At 68.7% G+C, this 19,237-nt stretch carries 27 protein-coding genes and 1 tRNA gene; 22 read left to right on the top strand and 6 right to left on the bottom strand.

Annotation, left to right across the window (positions count from 1 at the left end):
• Positions 1 to 23: 23 nt before the first annotated feature.
• A complete protein-coding gene (gene larC, locus J2754_RS08255) occupies positions 24 to 1,385 on the bottom strand; it encodes a nickel pincer cofactor biosynthesis protein LarC (protein ID WP_211087160.1) in 1,362 nt (453 codons plus the stop codon).
• A 174-nt stretch (positions 1,386 to 1,559) separates the two neighbouring features.
• On the opposite strand from larC, the gene J2754_RS08250 reads away from it, so the two are divergent.
• Entirely contained in the window at positions 1,560 to 3,785 is a 2,226-nt protein-coding gene (locus J2754_RS08250; RefSeq protein WP_211087159.1) for a CDC48 family AAA ATPase, read from the top strand.
• A 337-nt stretch (positions 3,786 to 4,122) separates the two neighbouring features.
• Here the strand turns inward: J2754_RS08250 and J2754_RS08245 are convergent, their stop codons facing one another.
• Positions 4,123 to 4,494, bottom strand: a complete 372-nt coding sequence (locus J2754_RS08245; protein ID WP_211087158.1) for a 30S ribosomal protein S8e — start codon at positions 4,492 to 4,494, stop codon at positions 4,123 to 4,125.
• Between the two features lie 88 nt (positions 4,495 to 4,582).
• On the opposite strand from J2754_RS08245, the gene J2754_RS08240 reads away from it, so the two are divergent.
• Genes J2754_RS08240 through pyrF form a run of 3 tightly spaced genes read left to right on the top strand, consistent with a single transcriptional unit; the run spans position 4,583 to position 6,241 of the window.
• Entirely contained in the window at positions 4,583 to 5,023 is a 441-nt protein-coding gene (locus J2754_RS08240) for a DUF2240 family protein (protein ID WP_211087157.1), read from the top strand.
• Positions 5,024 to 5,416 (top strand): DUF7993 family protein, encoded by a 393-nt coding sequence (locus J2754_RS08235; protein WP_211087156.1) that lies wholly within the window; start codon positions 5,024 to 5,026, stop codon positions 5,414 to 5,416.
• A 24-nt stretch (positions 5,417 to 5,440) separates the two neighbouring features.
• Complete coding sequence (pyrF, locus tag J2754_RS08230) at positions 5,441 to 6,241, top strand: orotidine-5'-phosphate decarboxylase (protein WP_211087155.1); 801 nt, start codon at positions 5,441 to 5,443, stop codon at positions 6,239 to 6,241.
• A gap of 116 nt (positions 6,242 to 6,357) precedes the next feature.
• Here the strand turns inward: pyrF and J2754_RS08225 are convergent, their stop codons facing one another.
• Positions 6,358 to 6,540 carry a hypothetical protein gene (locus tag J2754_RS08225; RefSeq protein ID WP_188876805.1) on the bottom strand — a complete coding sequence of 61 codons (183 nt, stop codon included), beginning with the start codon at positions 6,538 to 6,540 and terminating at the stop codon, positions 6,358 to 6,360.
• A gap of 160 nt (positions 6,541 to 6,700) precedes the next feature.
• Between J2754_RS08225 and J2754_RS08220 the strand changes: the two genes are divergently transcribed.
• Entirely contained in the window at positions 6,701 to 8,299 is a 1,599-nt protein-coding gene (locus J2754_RS08220; protein WP_211087154.1) for a GTPBP1 family GTP-binding protein, read from the top strand.
• Between the two features lie 27 nt (positions 8,300 to 8,326).
• Here J2754_RS08220 and mch read toward each other — a convergent pair whose 3' ends face one another.
• Complete coding sequence (gene mch / locus J2754_RS08215) at positions 8,327 to 9,262, bottom strand: methenyltetrahydromethanopterin cyclohydrolase (protein ID WP_211087153.1); 936 nt, start codon at positions 9,260 to 9,262, stop codon at positions 8,327 to 8,329.
• Positions 9,263 to 9,347: 85 nt separating this feature from the next.
• Between mch and J2754_RS08210 the strand changes: the two genes are divergently transcribed.
• Positions 9,348 to 9,827, top strand: coding sequence for a DUF3237 domain-containing protein (locus J2754_RS08210; protein WP_211087152.1), 480 nt, complete (start codon positions 9,348 to 9,350; stop codon positions 9,825 to 9,827).
• Positions 9,828 to 9,894: 67 nt separating this feature from the next.
• On the opposite strand, the gene J2754_RS08205 is transcribed toward J2754_RS08210, so the two are convergent.
• Positions 9,895 to 10,209, bottom strand: a complete 315-nt coding sequence (locus J2754_RS08205) for an MTH1187 family thiamine-binding protein (protein ID WP_211087151.1) — start codon at positions 10,207 to 10,209, stop codon at positions 9,895 to 9,897.
• A gap of 193 nt (positions 10,210 to 10,402) precedes the next feature.
• Positions 10,403 to 10,473: transfer RNA gene (locus J2754_RS08200), tRNA-Gly, on the bottom strand.
• A gap of 211 nt (positions 10,474 to 10,684) precedes the next feature.
• Here J2754_RS08200 and J2754_RS08195 point away from each other — a divergent pair.
• From J2754_RS08195 to J2754_RS08120, 16 genes are read left to right on the top strand one after another with little or no spacing between them, the layout of a single operon-like run.
• A complete protein-coding gene (locus J2754_RS08195; RefSeq protein WP_188876811.1) occupies positions 10,685 to 11,536 on the top strand; it encodes a putative RNA uridine N3 methyltransferase in 852 nt (283 codons plus the stop codon).
• A 4-nt stretch (positions 11,537 to 11,540) separates the two neighbouring features.
• Positions 11,541 to 12,560 (top strand): 50S ribosomal protein L3, encoded by a 1,020-nt coding sequence (locus J2754_RS08190; RefSeq protein WP_211087150.1) that lies wholly within the window; start codon positions 11,541 to 11,543, stop codon positions 12,558 to 12,560.
• Positions 12,561 to 12,563: 3 nt separating this feature from the next.
• Positions 12,564 to 13,316: a 50S ribosomal protein L4 gene (rpl4p, locus tag J2754_RS08185; RefSeq protein ID WP_188876813.1), complete on the top strand. Its 753-nt coding sequence runs from the start codon at positions 12,564 to 12,566 to the stop codon at positions 13,314 to 13,316.
• On the top strand, positions 13,313 to 13,567 hold the full coding sequence (locus J2754_RS08180; protein WP_188876814.1) for a 50S ribosomal protein L23: 255 nt from the start codon (positions 13,313 to 13,315) through the stop codon (positions 13,565 to 13,567). Before rpl4p ends, J2754_RS08180 begins: the two co-directional genes overlap by 4 nt.
• 2 nt (positions 13,568 to 13,569) lie before the next feature.
• Complete coding sequence (locus J2754_RS08175; RefSeq protein ID WP_188876815.1) at positions 13,570 to 14,286, top strand: 50S ribosomal protein L2; 717 nt, start codon at positions 13,570 to 13,572, stop codon at positions 14,284 to 14,286.
• A 3-nt stretch (positions 14,287 to 14,289) separates the two neighbouring features.
• Positions 14,290 to 14,712 carry a 30S ribosomal protein S19 gene (locus J2754_RS08170; protein ID WP_188876816.1) on the top strand — a complete coding sequence of 141 codons (423 nt, stop codon included), beginning with the start codon at positions 14,290 to 14,292 and terminating at the stop codon, positions 14,710 to 14,712.
• A gap of 3 nt (positions 14,713 to 14,715) precedes the next feature.
• Complete coding sequence (locus tag J2754_RS08165) at positions 14,716 to 15,174, top strand: 50S ribosomal protein L22 (protein ID WP_188876817.1); 459 nt, start codon at positions 14,716 to 14,718, stop codon at positions 15,172 to 15,174.
• Position 15,175: 1 nt separating this feature from the next.
• Entirely contained in the window at positions 15,176 to 16,150 is a 975-nt protein-coding gene (locus tag J2754_RS08160; protein WP_188876818.1) for a 30S ribosomal protein S3, read from the top strand.
• Entirely contained in the window at positions 16,150 to 16,359 is a 210-nt protein-coding gene (gene rpmC / locus J2754_RS08155) for a 50S ribosomal protein L29 (protein WP_188876819.1), read from the top strand. The genes J2754_RS08160 and rpmC overlap by 1 nt, the downstream gene beginning before the upstream one ends.
• Positions 16,359 to 16,766 (top strand): ribonuclease P protein component 1, encoded by a 408-nt coding sequence (locus J2754_RS08150; RefSeq protein ID WP_245332938.1) that lies wholly within the window; start codon positions 16,359 to 16,361, stop codon positions 16,764 to 16,766. Before rpmC ends, J2754_RS08150 begins: the two co-directional genes overlap by 1 nt.
• The gene (locus J2754_RS08145) at positions 16,757 to 17,083 is read left to right on the top strand and encodes a 30S ribosomal protein S17 (RefSeq protein WP_188876820.1); all 327 of its coding nucleotides are present in this window, start codon (positions 16,757 to 16,759) and stop codon (positions 17,081 to 17,083) included. The genes J2754_RS08150 and J2754_RS08145 overlap by 10 nt, the downstream gene beginning before the upstream one ends.
• On the top strand, positions 17,083 to 17,481 hold the full coding sequence (locus J2754_RS08140) for a 50S ribosomal protein L14 (RefSeq protein WP_188876821.1): 399 nt from the start codon (positions 17,083 to 17,085) through the stop codon (positions 17,479 to 17,481). Before J2754_RS08145 ends, J2754_RS08140 begins: the two co-directional genes overlap by 1 nt.
• 1 nt (position 17,482) lies before the next feature.
• Positions 17,483 to 17,839, top strand: a complete 357-nt coding sequence (rplX, locus tag J2754_RS08135; protein WP_188876822.1) for a 50S ribosomal protein L24 — start codon at positions 17,483 to 17,485, stop codon at positions 17,837 to 17,839.
• Positions 17,836 to 18,567, top strand: coding sequence for a 30S ribosomal protein S4e (locus J2754_RS08130; protein WP_188876823.1), 732 nt, complete (start codon positions 17,836 to 17,838; stop codon positions 18,565 to 18,567). Before rplX ends, J2754_RS08130 begins: the two co-directional genes overlap by 4 nt.
• Positions 18,564 to 19,082 (top strand): 50S ribosomal protein L5, encoded by a 519-nt coding sequence (locus J2754_RS08125; RefSeq protein ID WP_188876824.1) that lies wholly within the window; start codon positions 18,564 to 18,566, stop codon positions 19,080 to 19,082. The genes J2754_RS08130 and J2754_RS08125 overlap by 4 nt, the downstream gene beginning before the upstream one ends.
• The gene (locus tag J2754_RS08120) at positions 19,079 to 19,237 is read left to right on the top strand and encodes a 30S ribosomal protein S14 (RefSeq protein WP_020220819.1); all 159 of its coding nucleotides are present in this window, start codon (positions 19,079 to 19,081) and stop codon (positions 19,235 to 19,237) included. Before J2754_RS08125 ends, J2754_RS08120 begins: the two co-directional genes overlap by 4 nt.

Genomic DNA, 19,237 nt, shown 5'->3' with positions numbered 1-19,237 from the left:
AGCGTCCGGCGGACGCCCCGTGATCAGTCCCCCGCGCGAGCCGCGCGCACCGCCTCGACCGCGCGGCGCATGACCTCTCGGACGGGGAGGTCGGTCTCGCGCGCGACCGCGTGGGCGTCGTCGTACTCCGCGCTGTAGTCGTAGACCTCGCCCTCGGCGTCGCGCGCCACCTTCACCGCTACCTCGTGGACCTCGTCGCCGACCGCGATCTCGGCGGTCTCGAACTCCCGATCGGCGATCCAGCGGTGGCTCGCGCCGGTCTCGCGGATCCCGAGCGTCCCCGTCTCCTCGGCGAGACGGCGCGCGATTGCCCCCGCGTCGGCGGGTTTCGCGACGACCTTCACGAGGTGGCCGGGCCGGGACTTCTTCATCGTCAGCGGGACGACGGAGACGTCGCGCGCCCCCGCCTCGGTGAGCGTGTCCTGGAGACCGCCGAGCACCTCCGGCGGCGCGTCGTCGAGGTTCGTCTCCAAGACGACGACGTCGTCGCGGACGAGTCCGTTCCGCGTTCCGTCTGCCGCGGTCCCGTCGGTCGGCTCGGACTCCGTCTCGCCTTCCCCGCCGAGGACGGCGCGGAGGACGTTCGGTCGCTCGCCGAGATCCATCGACCCCGCACCGTACCCCGACTCCGAGACGCGCAGCGCCGGGGCGTCGTCGACGCCCTCGGCGTAGTGGGCGAGGAGCGCCGCGCCGGTCGGCGTGAGCAGTTCGGCCTCGACGGGCCCGCCGCGGAGGCGCCACGACGCGCGCTCGGCGATCTCGACGACCGCGGGCGCGGGGACGGGGTACGTGCCGTGGTGCATCGACACCTCGCCGCTCCCCGCGAAGACGGGCGTCGTCACGATCCGATCGGGATCGAGGTCGTCGAGGAGGAGCGCGACGCCGACGACGTCCGCGATGGCGTCGTCAGCCCCGACCTCGTGGAAGTGTACGTCGTCGAGATCGGTACCGTGGACGGCGGCCTCGGCGCGACCCAACACTTCGAAGACCGCGAGCGCGTCCGTCTCGACGCGCTCGGGGAGGTCCATCGATTCCACGAGGGCGACGACGTCGGCGTAGGTCCGGTGGGGGCCGTGCCCCTCGGCGTCGTCGTGACCGTCCGCCACGTCGCCGTGGTCGCTCTCCGCGCCGATGTGATCGCGCTCCGCGTCGCCGTGGCCGTGATCGCGTTCGCCGGGTGTCGCATTCTGCGCCTCGGCGTCGTGCGCGACCGTCACCGACGCGGCGCGGACCCCTCGTTTCGTCACCGTCGTCACGTCGTAGGAGACGCCGAGGGCGTCCTCGACGCGTTCGAGGGCGGTCGGGTCGGCGCCGGCGGCGACGAGCGCACCGAGGAGCATGTCGCCGCTCGCGCCCGTGCGGCCGTCGAAAGCGAGCGTGGTCATACCGGCAGGGGGTGCGCGGCGGCGAAAAGCGTGCCCCTTCGGCGACACCGGCCGATGTTCGTGCGAGCGTCAGCGCTATGTGTCCGGATGTGATACCGTGACACATAGGGCTCGTCCGGGGGAAGACGTTTCCCTCGCGCGGCGAGAAACCATCCACATCGGACACCCCTGACAATGAACGAAGTCCAACTCGAGGTTGCGAAGGCGTACCCGAACGACTCGGGACGCGGTATCGCGCGCCTCGACCCCGACACGCTGTTGCACCTCAAGCTCAGTCCGGGCGACATCATCGAAATCGAGGGCGGCGACACCACCGCCGCGAAGGTCTGGCGGGCCGACCGGCAGGACTGGAACACCGACACGGTCCGCATCGACGGCTTCACTCGGCAGAACGCGGACGTCGGAATCGGCGAACGCGTCGAGATCCGGAAGGCGGAGGCCGAGAAGGCCGACTCGCTCGTCCTCGCGCCGCCCGAAGAGGCGAGCGTCCAGTTCGGAAGCGACGCGGCCGGCATGGTCAAACGCCAGATCCTCAAGCGCCCGGTCGTCTCGCGAGACATCGTTCCCGTCATGTCCTCCACGAACCACCCGTTCATGCGCTCCCCGGGGCAGGCGATCCCGCTGATCGCCGTCGAGACCGAACCCGAGGGCGTCGTCCTCGTCACCGAGGACACCGACGTCGAACTGCGCGAGGAGCCCATCAGCGGCTTCGAGCGCACCGGCGGCGGTATCACCTACGAGGACATCGGCGGCCTCCAGAACGAGATCCAGCGCGTCCGGGAGATGGTCGAGCTCCCGATGAAACACCCCCAGATCTTCCAGAAGCTCGGCATCGAGCCCCCGCAGGGGGTGTTGCTCCACGGGCCGCCCGGCACCGGGAAGACCCTGCTCGCCAAGGCCGTCGCCAACGAGACGTCGGCGAGCTTCTTCTCCATCGCCGGCCCGGAGATCATCTCGAAGTATTACGGCGAGTCGGAACAACAGCTCCGGGAGATCTTCGAGGACGCGAAGGAGGACTCGCCCTCCATCATCTTCATCGACGAACTCGACTCCATCGCACCCAAGCGCGAGGACGTCACGGGCGAGGTCGAGCGTCGCGTCGTCGCCCAGCTCCTGACGATGATGGACGGCCTCGAAGGCCGCGGCCAAGTGATCGTCATCGCGGCGACGAACCGCGTCGACGCCGTCGACCCCGCGCTCCGGCGCCCCGGTCGCTTCGATCGGGAGATCGAGATCGGCGTCCCCGACGAGGTGGGCCGCGAGGAGATCCTCAAGATCCACACGCGCGGCATGCCCCTCTCCGACGACGTCAACCTCGGTCACCTGGCCGGCGAGACGCACGGCTTCGTCGGCGCGGACATCGAGAGCCTCACGAAGGAGGCCGCGATGCGTGCGCTCAGACGCTACCTCCCCGAGATCGACCTCGACGAGGAGGACATCCCGCCGAGCCTCATCGACCGGATGATCGTCAAGCGCGAGGACTTCCGCGGCGCCCTCGGCGAGGTCGAACCGTCGGCGATGCGCGAGGTGCTCGTCGAACTACCGAAGATCTCGTGGGACGACGTCGGCGGACTCACCGAGGCCAAACAGGACATCCAGGAGGCCGTCGAGTGGCCGCTGAGCAGCCCCGAGAAGTTCGACCGGATGGGGGTCGACCCGCCCGCGGGCGTCCTCCTCTACGGCCCGCCCGGCACCGGAAAGACGCTCATGGCGAAGGCGGTCGCCAACGAGACGAACGCGAACTTCATCTCGGTCAGGGGCCCCCAGCTCCTCTCGAAGTGGGTCGGTGAGTCCGAGAAGGCCATCCGTCAGACCTTCCGGAAGGCCCGGCAGGTCTCCCCGACGGTGATCTTCTTCGACGAGCTTGACTCGCTGGCCCCCGGTCGCGGGCAGGAGGTCGGCAACAACGTCTCCGAGCGCGTCGTCAACCAACTCCTCACCGAACTGGACGGCCTGGAGGAGATGGGCGAGGTGATGGTGATCGGCGCGACGAACCGCCCCGACATCATCGATCCCGCGCTCATCCGCTCCGGGCGCTTCGACCGCATGGTCATGGTCGGTCAGCCCGGCGTCGAGGGCCGCGAGCGGATCCTCGAGATCCACACGCAGGACACGCCGCTCGCCCCCGACGTCTCGCTGCGCGAGCTCGCCGAGATCACCGACGGCTACGTCGGGAGCGATCTCGCCTCCATCGCCCGCGAGGCCGCCATCGAAGCGCTCCGCGACGACGACTCGGCCGAGGAAGTCGAGATGCGCCACTTCCGCGCGGCCCTCGAGAACGTCCGGCCCACCATCACCGAGGACATCCTCGACTACTACGACCAGGTCGAGGAGCAGTTCAAGGGCGGTAACACGCCCGGGCAGGACCGCCGGCAGGGCAGTCACATCGGGTTCCAATAGTCCCTCTTGTCAACCCCGGCTTCCCCGGGGCCGACAAAGGCGACGACGAAAGCACCTTCGGACCTCCTCTGGGTCCTCGGACTCCGCGCCTCCGGTACCGGTGCGAGTGAACCGCGCGACTACCGGATCTGTCTGTCCTCCCGTCGCGCGGCTGCGAGCCCGCGTGATTCGGCCGACCCACATCGGCGTCGACGCGGCCGTCCGCATATCTCCTCGTCGACCCTCCCGTCTCAGTAGACGAGTCCCGCCACGACGTGACCGACCGCGTCCCCGCACCGAGAGAGGCCCGTCGCCGTCGCTCGACGGGTGAGAGAACGGAGGAGAGAGGCGGTGGTTGTTACTCGACGAGGACCGCGTTGACCTGCCCGTCCTGTCCGGGGCGGGAGGTGACGCGCGCACGCCCGACGGACGTCTCGATGACCGCGCCCTTCGTGATGATGTTCCGGCGGGCGTAGTTCGGGTTCGCGTCGTTCTCGACGACGTCCTCGATGGTCGCGTGCTCGGTTTCGCCGTCGTCGGTGACGTTGGCGACGTCCGTGGAGAGCGCGCGGACCTTCGTCCCGCTCCCGCGGGCGTCGACGACGCGGAAGCGGCCCTCGCCGACCGTCGTCTCCGTGGGGGAGCGACCGAGCTGGTGCTTCTTCTTCTTCGAGTGCGGGCGGGTTCGCGCACCCGTCTTCGTGCGCTTGGAGCGGCCCTGGTTCTGCATACCCCGAGATGGCGTCGTTACGTACTAAAACCGTTCGATCCGGTGGGAACCCGCCGTCTTTAGGCCGTCGCGCGCGCTCTCCGGACACATGAGCCTCCGCGTCGCCGTCGGCGCGCCCTTCGTCTCCGAGGGACGCGACCGGCTCGGCGAACACGAGTTCGTCGTCGCCCTCTCGCTCGACCGGGACTGGATGAGCCCGGATCAGGCCAAACGCCTCGTCGACGTCGCGACGGGCGAGGGACTCCTCGAACGCGACGAGGGCGACCTCGTGGCGGCGTTCGACCTCGACGCGGTCACCATCTCCGAGGAGTTCTCGCCCGACGAGTCGCTGTTTCAGGAACGCTCGGCGTTCGAGACCGCGCTCGACGCCGTCGTCTCGGCCGGGGCGGACAGACAGGAGACCGTCGCGGCCGTCAACGCACTCCAGCGGGACTTCGGCGTGACGGCCGACGTCGCCGCCGTCCTCCACGCGCGTCGGGAGGGCGTCGACGTCGCCGCGGCCGCTCGCAAGGCCGGAGAGGACCTCTGAATGGTCGAGCGCGAACTCGACGACGGCACGCGGATCGCCAAACTGCTCGCCTCGGAGATCACGGGCCGCGAGGCCGGTCCGTTCGCGGACGCGGCCGTGACGGACGCCGACCCGGACGTCGAGGCGACACCCGCCGGGGCGCGAGCGTACGACGTCACGCTCGGCGACGTGCGCGTCGCGTCCGTCTTCGTCCTCCCCGAGCGCGTCCGCGTCGAGTTCGGGGTCGGTCTCGACGCCGCGAAGCGCGCCGCGGACGACGCGGACCTCCGCACGCGCCCCCGCGCGACGACACCGCCCTCGCTCCTCGTCTTCGTCGAGGACGGTGCCGAGGCGAAGCGCGTTCTCCCGGCGTTCCGGGCCGCGCTCGACGCGGCGCGCGAACAGTACGTTTAGGCCCGCTCGACACGCACCGACGCCATGGGCTTCTTCGAGGACCTCGCGGCGCGTATCGACTCGCGGGACACGATGGTCTGCGTCGGACTCGATCCCGATCCCGATCGCCTCCCCGACGGGGTTCGGGACGCCGCGTTGCCGCGCTGGCAGTTCAACCGTCGGATCATCGACGCCACGCACGAGTACGCGGCCGCGTACAAGCCGAACGCGGCCTTCTACGAGGGCGCTGACGGGTGGCGCGCGCTCGCGGAGACGATCGCGTACGCCCACGGCAAGGACGTCCCGGTGATCCTCGACGCCAAGCGCGGCGACATCGGCAACACCGCCCGACAGTACGCGAAGGCGCTCGACCGGGCCGACGCGATCACGGTCAACCCCTACATGGGCCGCGACAGCCTCCAGCCGTTCCTCTCCCGGGAGGAGAAGGGGATCTTCGCCCTTTGTCGCACCTCGAACCCCGGCGGGAAGGACTTCCAGAACCTCGAACTCGCGTCGTACGACGAGTACCTCTACGAGCACGTCGCGCGGCGCATGGCCGAGTGGGACGAGTACGGCAACGTCGGCCTCGTCGTCGGCGCGACCCGCCCCGCGGAACTCGAACGCGTCCGGGAGCTCGCACCCGACCTGCCCTTCCTCGTGCCGGGCGTCGGCGCGCAGGGTGGCGACGCCGAGGCCGCGGTCGAACACGGCCGCACCGCCGACGGCGTCGGCGTCGTCAACTCCACGCGCGGGATCATCTTCGCGGGCGAGGACCGAGAGGACTGGGACCGCGCGGCCGGCGCGGCCGCCAAGCGACTCCGCGACCGACTGAACGAGTACCGCTGACGCCCGCTGGCGCGCCCGTCAGACACGTCGCCGCACGGTATCGCCGTACGCGACCGAATCGGCACCGCCGTCGCCACGCTCGTGGGACCAACCGCCCGCGACCGTCTCACCGCGCGCTATCGCGGTCCGGGAAAGCCGTTCTCGTCTCCTCCTCTCGATCGGCGTTCCTCCGCCGCACACTCCTCGCAGAGCCCGAGCCCCGGATCGTAGTGTGCCCGACAGACGACGGCCCCACAGCGCTCGCACGCGAACTGCGCCTCCGCGGCCTCGCAGATCTGACAGAGTCCGGTGACGCTCATACGGTCCCGCAGGCGACGACGATACATCAACCCGGGGGCCGGCGCGGGACGCGGACCGACGTCCGATCGACGACGGTTCTCCGTGAATACGGACGCCTCGGGTCGTCTCCGGAGTCTTCCCCGGGGAAGGCTTTTGGTAGGTGGTCACTAACACGCACCCATGAGCGTCGACCGATCCGTCCTGCATCGCGCGCTCGAACGCGGCGAGCAGGAGGGTGGGCACGTGGAGTTCAAAGAACGCCTCACGCGCGAGGTCCACCTCGCCGAGGGACGACTGGAGAGCCTGGCCGCCCAGCTCCGTCACCGCGTCCTCTCCGGCGACGGCGAGGCGCAGTACGTCGTCGGCGTCACCGACGACGGCGGCATCGCCGGAATCGACCCCGAGGCCTTCTCGGAGACCCTCGACGTCCTCAGCCTCCTCGCCGAGGAGGCCAGCGCCCACATCGACGACGTCCAGACGTGGGGGACGGAGGGACGCGGGCTCGTCGGCGTCGCCACGGTCCGCGACGGCGGCCAGCTCACCGCCGACGACGACCACGTCATCGTCGGCACCGCCGGCCACGTCGACCACGGGAAGTCCACGCTCGTCGGCTCGCTCGTCACCGGCCGGGCCGACGACGGGGACGGCGACACCCGGAGCTTCCTCGACGTCCAACCCCACGAGGTCGAACGCGGCCTCTCCGCCGACCTCTCGTACGGCGTCTACGGCTTCGACGGCGACGGGCCGGTCCGCGTCGAGAACCCCCACCGGAAACACGAGCGCGCCGCCGTCGTCGAACGCGCCGACCGCGTCGTCTCCTTCGTCGACACGGTCGGTCACGAACCGTGGCTCCGCACGACGATCCGCGGCCTCGTCGGGCAGAAACTCGACTACGGCCTGCTCGTCGTCGCCGCCGACGACGGCCCGACCGATACGACGCGCGAACACCTCGGCGTCCTCCTCGCCACCGAACTCCCCACGATCGTCGCCATCACCAAGACCGACCTCGTGGACGACGCCCGGGTCGAGGAAGTCGAGCGCGACGTCGAACGCCTCCTCCGCGACACCGGCCGGACCCCGCTTCCCGTCGAGCGCCACGGCGTCGACGCCGCCGTCGAGGAGACGGACGACGCCGTCGTCCCCATCGTCCGCACGAGCGCCGTCGGCGGCGACGGACTCGACGTTCTCGACGAGCTGTTCGAGCGCCTCCCAAAGACCGCCGCGGCCGGCAGCGACTTTCGCATGTACGTCGATCGCTCGTACAGCGTCACCGGCGTCGGCGCCGTCGCCTCCGGGACGATCAAGTCGGGGACCATCGCGGCCGGCGACGAGCTCCTCCTCGGTCCCTTCAGCGACGGCTCCTTCCGCGAGGTCGAGGCCCGCAGCATCGAGATGCACTACCACCGCGTCGACAAGGCCGAGGCCGGTCGGATCGTCGGCATCGCGCTCGCCGGCGTCCGCGAGTCCGAACTCGAACGCGGCATGGTGCTCGTCCCGCGCGACGCCGACCCGACGCCGACGCGCGCCTTCGAGGCAGAGGTGATGGTCCTCAACCACCCCACGCGGATCGACGACGGCTACGAACCCGTCGTGCACCTCGAAACCGCGAGCGAGGCCGCGCGCTTCCACCCCGAGGGCGGCCAGCTCCTCCCCGGCGACACCGGGCGCGCGACGGTCGAGTTCAAGTTCCGCCCCTATCTCGTCGAGACGGGCCAGCGCTTCGTCTTCCGCGAGGGGTCGAGCAAGGGCGTCGGCACCGTCACCGAACTCCTCGACTGACTCCGGGCACTCCGGGCGACCGCGCGGCTAGACCCCGAAGCTCTCGGCGAGGACGTCCTCGCTCGTTCTCCCGAGCGCGTACGTCGGTCCGCCGACGACGTTCACCGTCACCTGCGCGGGCCCGAAGACGCCCGCCGCGACCTCCGAGAAGTCCCACTCGACGTCGTCGAAGACCTCGCCGAGCGGTCGCTCGTACTCCTCGCTCGCCGTCGACGGCACGGCCTCGAACGCCGACGCGTCGTCCGTCTCCACCGTCATGTACACCTGTCCGCCGTACGCGAGCGCGTCCATCTCCCGAGCGATGGCCGTCGACTCGTCGCCCGCGACCGGTGCGACCGGCGCGCGACCGTTCACCGACCGGATCGATCGGGGATCGTACCCCGCCTCGAAGAGACGGAAAGTCGCCATCTCGGCCGCCCGCGCCGCCGCGGAGACGCTCCCCGAGATCGACCCCGCCGCGTACGTCGGGAGGTAGAGCCCGTCCGTGTTCACCTCCGCGCGATCCGCGATCACGCGCGCGACGCCCTCGTCCGGGAGGTCGTCCGACTCCAAGGTCAGCACGGAGAGGTCGAACGCGTCCGTGTAGCCGAGCTCACGGAACTCCGCCTCCTCGGCGACGAGCGCGCGCGCCGGCCCCGACCCCAGCGCTTCGAACCCGTCCGCCGAGAGCTCCCACCCCGCCTTCTGCGAGCAGAGCAACGCGAGATCCGGCCGATCGCACGCGAGTTCGACGTGCGTGAACGGGGCGCCCGCCACGTCCGCCATCCCCGTCTGTACCGTCGCCAACCCCGCCGTCTGTATCTCCGCGAGGAGGAGACCGGCCTCGATCCCGCCCGCGTGGTCGACGCCGAAGTCCAAGACCGTCGCGCCGTTCTCCAGGTCGAACGCCCCGACGTCGAGTTCGCCCGCGAACTCCACCGCCTCGTCGGCCAACTCGACCGCCATCCGGTTGATGCTCTCCATGCCCCCGCGTTCGGCCGTCCCGCGGTAAAACGTTTGCAGTACACGCCGCCGATAGCTCCATACGCGCACGCGTCCGGGCATGCGTATGGCTGACACGAGACGCGATCGGCCGCCCGAGCCGACCTTCGAACACGCCTTCGACGTCGAGGCCGAGATCGACCCCGCGATCGAGATCGGCGACACCGGCGACGGCCACCGTCGCATCATCCCCATCGCCGGCGGGACCGTCAGCGGCCGCGTCGAGGGCGAGGTGTTGGCCGCCGGCGCCGACTACCAGCTCTTCCGCGCCGACCGTCCGAGCACCCTCGTCGCAAAGTACGCCATCGAGACGACGGACGGCGATCGGATCTACGTCGAGAACGAGGGGATTCGGTTCGCGCCGCCCGAGGTCAGCGAGCGTATCCGCGACGGCCGCGACGTCGACCCGGACCAGGTCTACTTCCGATCGGTCCCCTCTTTCGAGACCGCCGCCCCCGACCTCCAGTGGCTCACCCGCAGCGTCTTCGTCGCCACCGGCGTCCGGATGCCCGACGGCGTCCACCTCGCCGTCTACCGCGTCGCCTGACGGCCCCGACCGACCCACTCGGCTCGTCGCGATTTGAGGCGATTTCACCGTCGCCGTCCCGCGCCCGTCACTCCGTTCGACGCCGCGCCTCCCTCCCCAGCTCCCGCTCCACGTCCGCGACCTTCTCCGCGGCCGATTCGTCGGACGTCCGCTTGTCGTCGATCTTCAGGAACGTGCTCACCCGATCGCCCGGTACCGCCTCGTGGGCCGCCTCGACCGCGTCGAAGAGCGTCCCGACGTCGCCGGCCTCGATGGTCGTCCCCATCGGCGTCGTCTCGTAGGAGACGTCGAAGTCGTCCAGCGCCTCCACGGCTTTCGCCACGTCGGCCGCCATGCTTCCCTCTCGAACCGGTGCGACGCTCAGCAGTGCGATCACCGTCATAGCCGGAGAGACGACCGGCTACGTCTTTACTTTCACGCGTGCGCGAGCGTCGAACGCTACGCTCGGGAGTGTGGTGGGGTCGAGATGCGGGGTCTCTGGGACGTACGTACGCCCTCGGCGCGCTTCGCTGAGCGCCCTAGTCGATCGACCGAGCGGCGTACTTCGCCGGAGATGGGTTCGGAGAAGACGGGGATGCACTGGCTGGGATTTGAACCCAGGTTGTGACCATGGCAAGGTCACGTGATACCACTACACTACCAGTGCGCGTCTGCAACTCAATCGAAGTGCCGGGTATAAAAAAGACTTTCGAAGCGGCGTCGCGCCCTCGTCGTGTTCGGGCTGGTCGTGCCTCCGCCTAGCACACGTGTGCGTCAGTGAGACGGCTTCACGAGGCTGTACTCGTAACGACACCCTTTTTAGCGCCCCGTCGGTAGTGGAGTTACAGTCTCGTGACGAGACGTGGACGCGAACAGGCATGACACGCAGCGTACTCGTGCCGTCGTCCATCTGCCGGGAAGCCGAGGACAAACGCGAGGCGACTCGCAAGCTCGGCTACGTGGCCCGCGCGGCCGCGGTCTTCCGGGCGGATCGCCTCGTGGTCTTTCCGGACCCCGAGGGGGAACGCCGCTGGGGCGTCGGGTTCGTCGAAACGGTGTTGCGGTACGCCGCGACGCCACCCTACCTCCGAAAGGAGGCCTTCGACACCCGCGACGAACTGGAGTACGCCGGCGTCCTGCCGCCGCTCCGCCTCTCGTCATGGACCGGCTCCGAATCGAGCGGTTCGGGGTCGCATCGAGAAGGGATCGTGACCCAGGTCGGATCTGAAGGGCGCGTTCGGGTCAATTGCGGAATGCAACACCCGATCTCCCTCCACCTCCCCGACGGTATGGAGGTTTCGGAGGGGGAGCGCGTGACCATCAGGGTATCTTCGCGACGACCGGTCCGAGCGAAGATCGCCTCGGAGGCCCCACCGGGCTTCCAGGTCTTCACTCGGGCCATCGGGAACGAACTCGACCGTCCGGACGCCGGCGTCCGGGTCGCCACGTCACGCTTCGGGGTGCCAGTCGGCGCCGCGAACGTGGGCGACCTGGCTCGGCGCGTCCACGAAGACGGACTGACCGTGGCGTTCGGCTCGCCCGAACGCGGGCTTCCGCCCATGCTCGGCCTCACCGCCGAGGCGGTCAGCGAGTTCGACCCCGCCCAGTCCACCCGCGCACCCGGGGGGTTCGACACCTGGCTCAACACCATCCCCGACCAAGGTAGCGAGGTCGTGCGAACCGAAGAAGCGATGTTCGCCTCACTCGCATGCCTGACGCTCACGGAGTGATACGATGCCACAACCAAATCGACCACGCAAAGGCTCTCTGGGGTTCGGTCCCCGTAAGCGCGCGGCGAGCGAAGTCCCGCGCTTCAACAGCTGGCCCGACGACGACGGCCAGCCCGGACTTCAGGGATTCGCCGGGTACAAGGCAGGCATGAGTCACGTCGTGATGGTGGACGATAAGTCCAACTCTCCCACCGAGGGAATGGAGACGACCGTCCCCGTCACCGTCGTCGAAACACCCACGATGCGCGCCGCCGCGGTGCGGGCGTACGAGGACACGCCGTACGGCAAGAAGCCGATCACGGAAGTCTGGTCCGAGGACCTCGACGCGGACCTCGACCGGACCCTCGACGTCCCCTCCGAGGGCGCGCGCGGCGATTACGGCGCCATCGAGGAGCTCGTGGAGAACGGTGCGGTCGACGACCTCCGCGTCGTCACCCACACCGTTCCCGCGGGCCTCAGCGGCGTCCCGAAGAAGAAGCCAGACGTCATGGAGACGCGCGTCGGCGGCGGCTCGATCGACGAGCGCGCCGACTTCGCGCTCGAACTCCTCTCTGAGGGCGGCGAGCACGAGTTCGGTGACGTCTTCCGCGCCGGCGAGTTCCTCGACGCCTCCGGCGTCACCAAGGGCAAGGGCACCCAGGGCCCCGTCAAGCGCTGGGGCGTCCAGAAACGCAAGGGCAAGCACAAGCGCCAGGGCTGGCGGCGCCGCATCGGGAACCTCGGTCCGTGGAACCCCTCCCGGGTTCGCTCGACGGTTCCCCAGCAGGGCCAGACCGGCTACCACCAGCGCACCGAACTCAACAAGCGCCTCGTCGACTTCGGCGACGGCGACGACAAGGCGGTCGACGCCGCGGGCGGATTCCCGAACTACGGGGACGTCTCCGGCTCGTACGCCCTCATCAAGGGTTCGCTGCCCGGCCCCGAGAAGCGCCTCCTGCGCTTCCGCCCGGCCATCCGACCCAACGAATCGCCGCGCCTCGACCCCGAGGTGCGCTACGTGAGCACCGCGTCGAACCAGGGCTAAATTATGCAGGCAACAGTCCGTGGCCTCGATGGCGACGACGCCGGCTCCGTCGACCTCCCGGAGGTCTTCGAGACGGCGTACCGCCCCGACCTCATCCGTCGGGCGGTCCTCGCCGCACAGGCCAATCGAAAACAGCAGTACGGCGCTGACGAGTACGCGGGTCTGCGAACCCCCGCCGAATCCATGGGCAGCGGACGCGGTATGGCCCACGTCCCGCAGACGAACGGACGTGGCGCGCGTGTCCCGCAGACCGTGGGCGGCCGGAAGGCGCACCCGCCGAAAGCAGAGAAAGACCAGGGCAAGACGGTCAACAAAAAGGAGCGCAAGCTCGCCGTCCGGTCCGCCATCGCGGCGACGACCGACGCCGAGCTCGTCGCAGAGCGCGGTCACGAGTTCGACGACGACCTCGAACTCCCGCTCGTCGTCTCGGACGACTTCGAGGACCTCGTGAAGACGAAGGAGGTCGTCTCCTTCCTCGAGGCCGTCGGCGCACACGACGACGTCGAGCGCGCGGACGACGGGAAGACCGTCCGCGCCGGGCAGGGCAAGCTCCGCGGTCGCAAGTACCGCGAGCCCAGCTCCGTCCTCTTCGTCACGTCGAGCGAGACCGGTCCGTCGAAGGCCGCCCGCAACCTCGCGGGGGTCGACGTCGCGACCGCCGCCGAAGTGAACGCCGAGGACCTCGCGCCCGGCGCCCACGCCGGCCGGCTCACCGTCTGGACCGAGAGCGCGCTCTCGGAGGTGGCCGAGCGATGAGCGGTATCATCGAATATCCACTCGTCACGGAGAAGGCGATGGACGACATGGACTTCGGTAACAAGCTCCAGTTCATCGTCGACGTCGACGCGACGAAGACCGACGTCAGCGAGGAGATCTCCTCGCAGTACGACGTCACGGTCGAGTCCGTCAACACGCAGGTGACGATGGACGGGACGAAGAAGGCCATCGTCAAGCTGTCCGAGGAGGACGACGCGCAGGACGTCGCCTCCCGGATCGGGGTGTTCTAACAATGGGACGCAGGATTCAAGGTCAGCGACGTGGCCGCGGGACGAGCACGTTCCGCGCGCCGTCGCACCGATACAAGGCGGAACTGTCGCACAAGAAGCCCGAGGGCGACGTGCTCTCCGGCGAGGTCGTCGACATCGAGCACGACCCCGCGCGGAGCGCCCCCGTCGCTCGCGTCGAGTTCGACGACGGCGATCAGCGCCTCGTCCTCGCCGCCGAGGGCGTCGGCGTCGGCGACACGCTCGAGGTCGGTATCTCGGCGTCCGTCGAGCCCGGTAACACGCTCCCGCTCGCCGAGATCCCCGAAGGGGTCCCCGTGAGCAACGTCGAGCACCAGCCCGGCGACGGCGGGAAGTTCGCGCGCGCCTCCGGCGTCAACGCGGACCTCGTCACGCACGAGCGCGACGCCGCGGTCGTGCAGCTCCCGAGCGGTGAGGTCAAGCGCCTCTCTCCGGACTGTCGCGCCACCATCGGCGTCGTCGCCGGCGGCGGTCGGACGGAGAAGCCGTTCGTGAAGGCCGGCAACAAGCACCACAAGATGAAGGCCCGCGGGACGAAGTGGCCGCGCGTCCGTGGTGTAGCGATGAACGCCGTCGACCACCCGTTCGGTGGCGGCGGCCGCCAGCACCCCGGTCGCCCGAAGAGCGTCTCGAAGAACGCACCGCCCGGACGGAAGGTCGGGGACATCGGCTCCCGACGCACCGGCCGTGGAGGGAACTAACGCATGAGTACGGAATACCGCACCGGCCGCGAGGGTGAGTTCACCTACCGCGGCTACGAGCTTGACGAACTCCAGGACATGGATCTGGAGGACGTCGCGGAACTGCTCCCCGCGCGACAGCGGCGAACCATCACCCGTGGCCTCTCCGAGGAGCACGAGAAGGTCCTCGAGAAGGCACGAGCGCGCGACGCCGAGGAGACGGCGAACAACCCGATCCGCACGCACCTCCGTGACATGCCCGTCCTCCCCGAGTTCGTCGGGCTGACCTTCGCGGTCTACGACGGACAGGAGTTCGGGCGCGTCGAGGTGCAACCGGAGATGATCGGTCACTACCTCGGCGAGTTCGAGCTGACGCGTAGCTCGGTCGAACACGGGCAGGCGGGTATCGGCGCGACCCGCTCCTCGAAGTTCGTGCCGCTCAAATAACCCATGGGAATCAGCTACAGCGTGGACGCCGACCCGGAGACCACCGCGAAGGGGATGCTCCGCGAGCGGCCGATCAGCCTGAAGCACAGCAAGGCCATCGCCCGCGAGATCAAAGGCGAGACGGTCGCGGACGCCGAGGAGTACCTCACCGCGGTGCTGAACGAGGAGAAGTCGGTGCCGTTCAAACAGCACAACACCGGCGTCGGACACCGCTCCGACATCGAGGGCTGGGACGCCGGCCGCTATCCGGAGAAGGCGACGAAGGACTTCCAGAAGCTCCTGACGAACGTCTCGAACAACGCCGAACAGCAGGGCTTCGAGCCCGCTGCGATGGTCATCACGCACGTCGCCGCCCACAAGGTCGGCGAGACGCAGGGTCGCAAGCCCCGTGCGATGGGTCGCGCGACGGCGTGGAACAGCCCGCAGGTGGACGTCGAACTCATCATCGAGGAGGCAGAATAACATGGCAGACGAACTCGAATTCATCGAAGAGGGGCTTCAGCGCTCCCAGATCGACGAGTTCTTCAAAGAGGAACTCGCCCGCGCCGGCTACGGCGGCATGGACGTCGCCCACACGCCGATGGGAACGCAGATCGTTCTCATGGCGGAGAAGCCCGGGATGGTCATCGGGAAGGGCGGGAAGAACATCCGGAAGATCACGACGCAACTCGAGGAGCGCTTCGACCTGGACGATCCGCAGATCGACGTCCAGGAAGTCGACGAGCCCGACCTGAACGCACAGATCGTCGCGGACCGACTCGCGAACGCCCTCGAACGAGGGTGGTACTTCCGCAAGGCCGGTCACACGACCATCGACCGCATCATGGACGCGGGCGCCCTCGGCGCCGAGATCGTCCTGAGCGGGAAGGTCACCGGCAACCGCGGCCGCGTCGAGAAGTTCAACCGCGGCTACATCAAGCACAACGGCGAGCCCGCCGAGTCCATCGTGGACCACGGGCAGGGCGTCGCCGTGATGAAGCTCGGTACCATCGGCGTGGACGTCAAGATCATCCCGCCGGGAGCCGAGTTGCCCGACGACTTCGAGATCGACGAGGACGCCGACATCGAGGACCTCATTGTCGATGAGGAGGAAATCGAGGGCGAAGGCGTCGAGGAGCTCCTCGAAGGCGAGGAGCCCGCGGACGTCGAGGCAGGCGGTCCCGAGGGCGAGGCCCCCGGCGAGGACGCCCTCACCGAGGCCGACGACGACACCGCCCAGGAGGAGATCCTCGAGGAGGCCGTCGAGTCCGAGGAGGGCGCGAGCCCGACCTCGCCGTCGGACTCCGAGGAGGCCGTCGAGGAGGCCCTCGACGAGCTCGAGGAGGAAGTCGAGCCCGAGGACTTCGACGAGGTCGAAGCCGACGTCGAGGAGGAGGCCGACGCGCTCCTCGAAGAGATGGACGAAGCCGAGTCCGAAGACGAGGAGGGTGAGGACTGATGGCGATTCTCCACACCCAGGAGATCCGCGACATGACGCCCGCCGAGCGCGAGGCCGAGCTCGAAGAGCTCGAGACCGAACTGCTTAACGAGAAGGCCGTGAAGGCCGCCGGTGGGGCGCCGGAGAACCCGGGCCGTATCGGCGAGCTCCGGCGGACGGTCGCGCGGATCAAGACGATCCAGCGCGAAGAAGGCGACCTCGAGGAATAATGACGCTGACGCCCGAGACGCTCCCGCGACACGAGCTCGTCGGCCTCCCGGTACGGGTCGTCGACTCGCCCGACCGTTCGCAGGTCGGAATCGCCGGACGGGTCGTCTCGGAGACGACCAACACCCTCGTGATAGAGGTTGTCTCGGGCACCAAGCGCGTTCCGAAAGGTGGAAGAAGGTTCGAGTTCCGACTCATAGATGAAGCCGCGGCCCGCGCTCGGAGCGCATCCGACGCCGCGCCGGCACCGAGCCGACGCGACCGCAAGGGGGCCGGGACCGCGTCCCAACCCGACTCGTGCGGCGGCACGACGGGCGAGGACGCGGCCTACGTTACGGTGGATGGCGACATACTGCTCTCACGGCCCGCACTACGCTCCGAAAACGGAGTCGAATCACAATGGCGATAGGACTGAACGTAGACGCGCCCGAAGGCGACTGTGCCGACGATGACTGCCCGTTCCACGGCAGTCTGTCCGTTCGCGGACAGGTCATCGAAGGCGAAGTCGCTTCTACGGCAATGGACAAGACCGTCGTCGTCGAACGTGAATACGACGTATTCGTCCCGAAGTACGACCGCTACATGAAGCGTCGTTCTCGGGTTCCGGCACACGCGCCGGAGTGCTTCGATATCACAGAAGGCGACACGGTACGCATCGCAGAGACACGACCGCTCTCGAAGACCAAATCCCACGTGGTCGTCGAGCTCACGGAGGGTGAGAACTGATGGAAGCAATCAAAGCAGACGTCACACCCGGACTGGAGAAGGGTTCCCTCATCACGTGCGCCGACAACACGGGCGCACGCGAGCTCAAGATCACGTCCGTCTCCGGCTACCAGGGGACGATCAACCGACACCCCAAGGCGGGGATCGGTGACAAGATCACCGTCTCGGTGACGAAAGGGACGCCCGAGATGCGCCGGCAGGTGCTGGAGGCCGTCGTGGTCCGCCAGCGTAAGCCGATCCGGCGCCCCGACGGCACGCGCGTGAAGTTCGAGGACAACGCCGCGGTCATCATCGACGACCTCGGCGAACCTCGCGGGACCGAGATCAAGGGTCCCATCACGCGGGAGGTCGCGGAGCGGTACGGCAGCATCGCGAGCACCGCGACGATGATCGTATAACATGACTGAACAACCACACAAACAGCGCACCCGCACGGAGAACGCGGCGCTCCACGAGCGCCAAAAGCAGGTCCGCGCGCACCTCTCGGAGGACCTCCGCGAGGAGTACGGCCAGCGGTACGTCCGCGTCAACGCGGGCGACACGGTCGAGGTCATGCGCGGCGACTTCGCCGGCGAAGAAAGCGAGGTCACCAACGTCGACCTCAAGGACGCCGCCGTCCACGTGGACGGCGTGACCGTCGAGGCCGCGGACGGCGAGGAGGTTCCCCGGGCGCTCGACGCCTCGAACCTCCGCGTCACGGACCTCGATCTCTCCGACGACGTGCGCCAAACCCGACTGGAGGGTGACAACGAATGAGCAACCACCAGAAACGACTCTCCGTACCGAAGTCGTGGCCCGTTGAGCGGAAAACGGCCACGTTCACGGCGAAGGCAGGCGCTGGCCCGCACGGCGAGGCCGGCGTCCCGCTCGTCGTCGTCCTTCGGGACGTCCTCGGCTACGTCGACACGACGAAGGAAGCGAAGTACGCCGCGCACCACGATGGCGTTCTCGTCAACGGCGACACCGTCGGTGACGTGACTCAGCCCGTCGGGATGTTCGACATCCTGGGCTTCCCGGAGCGCGACGAGTACTACCGCGTCTTCCCCGACGAGGGCGGACGCCTCTCCCTGACCGAGATCCCGGCCGCCGACGCGGACGGCAAGCTCGCGAAGGTCACGAACAAGACGCTGGTCCCGGGCGGCGATGTCCAGCTCAACCTCCACAACGGTCACAACCTGGTCGTCGAGGAGGACGAGTACAGCGGTAACGACAGCATCGTCGTCGACCTCGACAACGACGACGTGCTCGCGCACTTCCCGTACGCGGAGGGCGCGCTCGTCACGGCCGTCTCCGGACAGCACGCCGGCGAAGTCGGCGAGATCACCGAGATCACCGTCTCGCCCGGCAGCTCGAGCAACACGGTCGAAGTCGAGACCGACGCGGGCTCCTTCGAAACCGTCGAGGAGTACGTCTTCGTCATCGACGAGCAGTTCGTCGACGACGAGGCCGCCGCGGAGTCCGAACCGGAGGGTGACGACGAATGAGCGAAGCCGAATTCCACGAGATGCGCGAGCCCACCATCGAGAAGGCCGTCGTCCACATGGGCGTCGGTCAGGGTGGCCGCGAACTCCAGAACGCCGAGGAGATCCTCGAGGAGATCACCGGACAGGAGTCCGTGCGCACGACGGCCAAGCGCACGGAGCCCGAGTTCGGGATCCGCGAGGGCGACCCGATCGGCGCGAAGGTCACGCTCCGCGGCGACGATGCCGCGGAGTTCCTGACGCGCGCGTTCGACGCCGTCTCGCTGAGTCGGAACCAGTTCGACGACACGGGGAACGTCTCCTTCGGCATCGAGGAGCACACTGACTTCCCGAGCCAGGAATACGACCCGAACATCGGCATCTTCGGGCTGGACGTGACGGTCAACCTCGTCCGTCCGGGCTACCGCGTCTCCAAGCGGGACAAGCGGAGCCAGCCGATCCCCGAGAACCACCGCCTCGACACCGAGGACGCGATCTCCTTCCTCGAGGCGAACTTCGACGTGGAGGTCACGCAATGAGCGAAGCAGCACACGAGCACGAGGAGACGGGCCAGACCCACGAGTGTCGCCGATGCGGTCGCAATCAGGGCCTCGTCGGGAAGTACGACGTCTGGCTGTGTCGACAGTGCTTCCGAGAGATCGCCCGCTCGATGGGCTTCAAGAAGTACAGCTAA

Origin of the sequence: Halarchaeum nitratireducens (assembly GCF_017874695.1) — an archaeon.
GTDB lineage: Archaea > Halobacteriota > Halobacteria > Halobacteriales > Halobacteriaceae > Halarchaeum > Halarchaeum nitratireducens.
The sequence above is the reverse complement of the archived record's forward strand: the minus strand, read 5'-3'. Positions and strand labels throughout refer to the sequence as shown.

Coding starts and splice junctions, on each gene's coding strand:
- J2754_RS08130 (WP_188876823.1), top strand. CDS start 17,836: ATGAGCAACCACCAGAAACGACTCTCCGTACCGAAGTCGTGGCCCGTT.
- J2754_RS08165 (WP_188876817.1), top strand. CDS start 14,716: ATGGGAATCAGCTACAGCGTGGACGCCGACCCGGAGACCACCGCGAAG.
- J2754_RS08140 (WP_188876821.1), top strand. CDS start 17,083: ATGGAAGCAATCAAAGCAGACGTCACACCCGGACTGGAGAAGGGTTCC.
- J2754_RS08235 (WP_211087156.1), top strand. CDS start 5,024: ATGGTCGAGCGCGAACTCGACGACGGCACGCGGATCGCCAAACTGCTC.
- J2754_RS08120 (WP_020220819.1), top strand. CDS start 19,079: ATGAGCGAAGCAGCACACGAGCACGAGGAGACGGGCCAGACCCACGAG.
- J2754_RS08180 (WP_188876814.1), top strand. CDS start 13,313: ATGAGCGGTATCATCGAATATCCACTCGTCACGGAGAAGGCGATGGAC.
- J2754_RS08205 (WP_211087151.1), bottom strand. CDS start 10,209: ATGACGGTGATCGCACTGCTGAGCGTCGCACCGGTTCGAGAGGGAAGC.
- pyrF (WP_211087155.1), top strand. CDS start 5,441: ATGGGCTTCTTCGAGGACCTCGCGGCGCGTATCGACTCGCGGGACACG.
- J2754_RS08125 (WP_188876824.1), top strand. CDS start 18,564: ATGAGCGAAGCCGAATTCCACGAGATGCGCGAGCCCACCATCGAGAAG.
- J2754_RS08145 (WP_188876820.1), top strand. CDS start 16,757: ATGGCGATAGGACTGAACGTAGACGCGCCCGAAGGCGACTGTGCCGAC.
- J2754_RS08240 (WP_211087157.1), top strand. CDS start 4,583: ATGAGCCTCCGCGTCGCCGTCGGCGCGCCCTTCGTCTCCGAGGGACGC.
- J2754_RS08150 (WP_245332938.1), top strand. CDS start 16,359: ATGACGCTGACGCCCGAGACGCTCCCGCGACACGAGCTCGTCGGCCTC.
- J2754_RS08175 (WP_188876815.1), top strand. CDS start 13,570: ATGGGACGCAGGATTCAAGGTCAGCGACGTGGCCGCGGGACGAGCACG.
- J2754_RS08225 (WP_188876805.1), bottom strand. CDS start 6,540: ATGAGCGTCACCGGACTCTGTCAGATCTGCGAGGCCGCGGAGGCGCAG.
- J2754_RS08160 (WP_188876818.1), top strand. CDS start 15,176: ATGGCAGACGAACTCGAATTCATCGAAGAGGGGCTTCAGCGCTCCCAG.
- J2754_RS08190 (WP_211087150.1), top strand. CDS start 11,541: ATGCCACAACCAAATCGACCACGCAAAGGCTCTCTGGGGTTCGGTCCC.
- rplX (WP_188876822.1), top strand. CDS start 17,483: ATGACTGAACAACCACACAAACAGCGCACCCGCACGGAGAACGCGGCG.
- J2754_RS08210 (WP_211087152.1), top strand. CDS start 9,348: ATGGCTGACACGAGACGCGATCGGCCGCCCGAGCCGACCTTCGAACAC.
- mch (WP_211087153.1), bottom strand. CDS start 9,262: ATGGAGAGCATCAACCGGATGGCGGTCGAGTTGGCCGACGAGGCGGTG.
- J2754_RS08250 (WP_211087159.1), top strand. CDS start 1,560: ATGAACGAAGTCCAACTCGAGGTTGCGAAGGCGTACCCGAACGACTCG.
- J2754_RS08245 (WP_211087158.1), bottom strand. CDS start 4,494: ATGCAGAACCAGGGCCGCTCCAAGCGCACGAAGACGGGTGCGCGAACC.
- rpmC (WP_188876819.1), top strand. CDS start 16,150: ATGGCGATTCTCCACACCCAGGAGATCCGCGACATGACGCCCGCCGAG.
- J2754_RS08195 (WP_188876811.1), top strand. CDS start 10,685: ATGACACGCAGCGTACTCGTGCCGTCGTCCATCTGCCGGGAAGCCGAG.
- larC (WP_211087160.1), bottom strand. CDS start 1,385: ATGACCACGCTCGCTTTCGACGGCCGCACGGGCGCGAGCGGCGACATG.
- rpl4p (WP_188876813.1), top strand. CDS start 12,564: ATGCAGGCAACAGTCCGTGGCCTCGATGGCGACGACGCCGGCTCCGTC.
- J2754_RS08170 (WP_188876816.1), top strand. CDS start 14,290: ATGAGTACGGAATACCGCACCGGCCGCGAGGGTGAGTTCACCTACCGC.
- J2754_RS08220 (WP_211087154.1), top strand. CDS start 6,701: ATGAGCGTCGACCGATCCGTCCTGCATCGCGCGCTCGAACGCGGCGAG.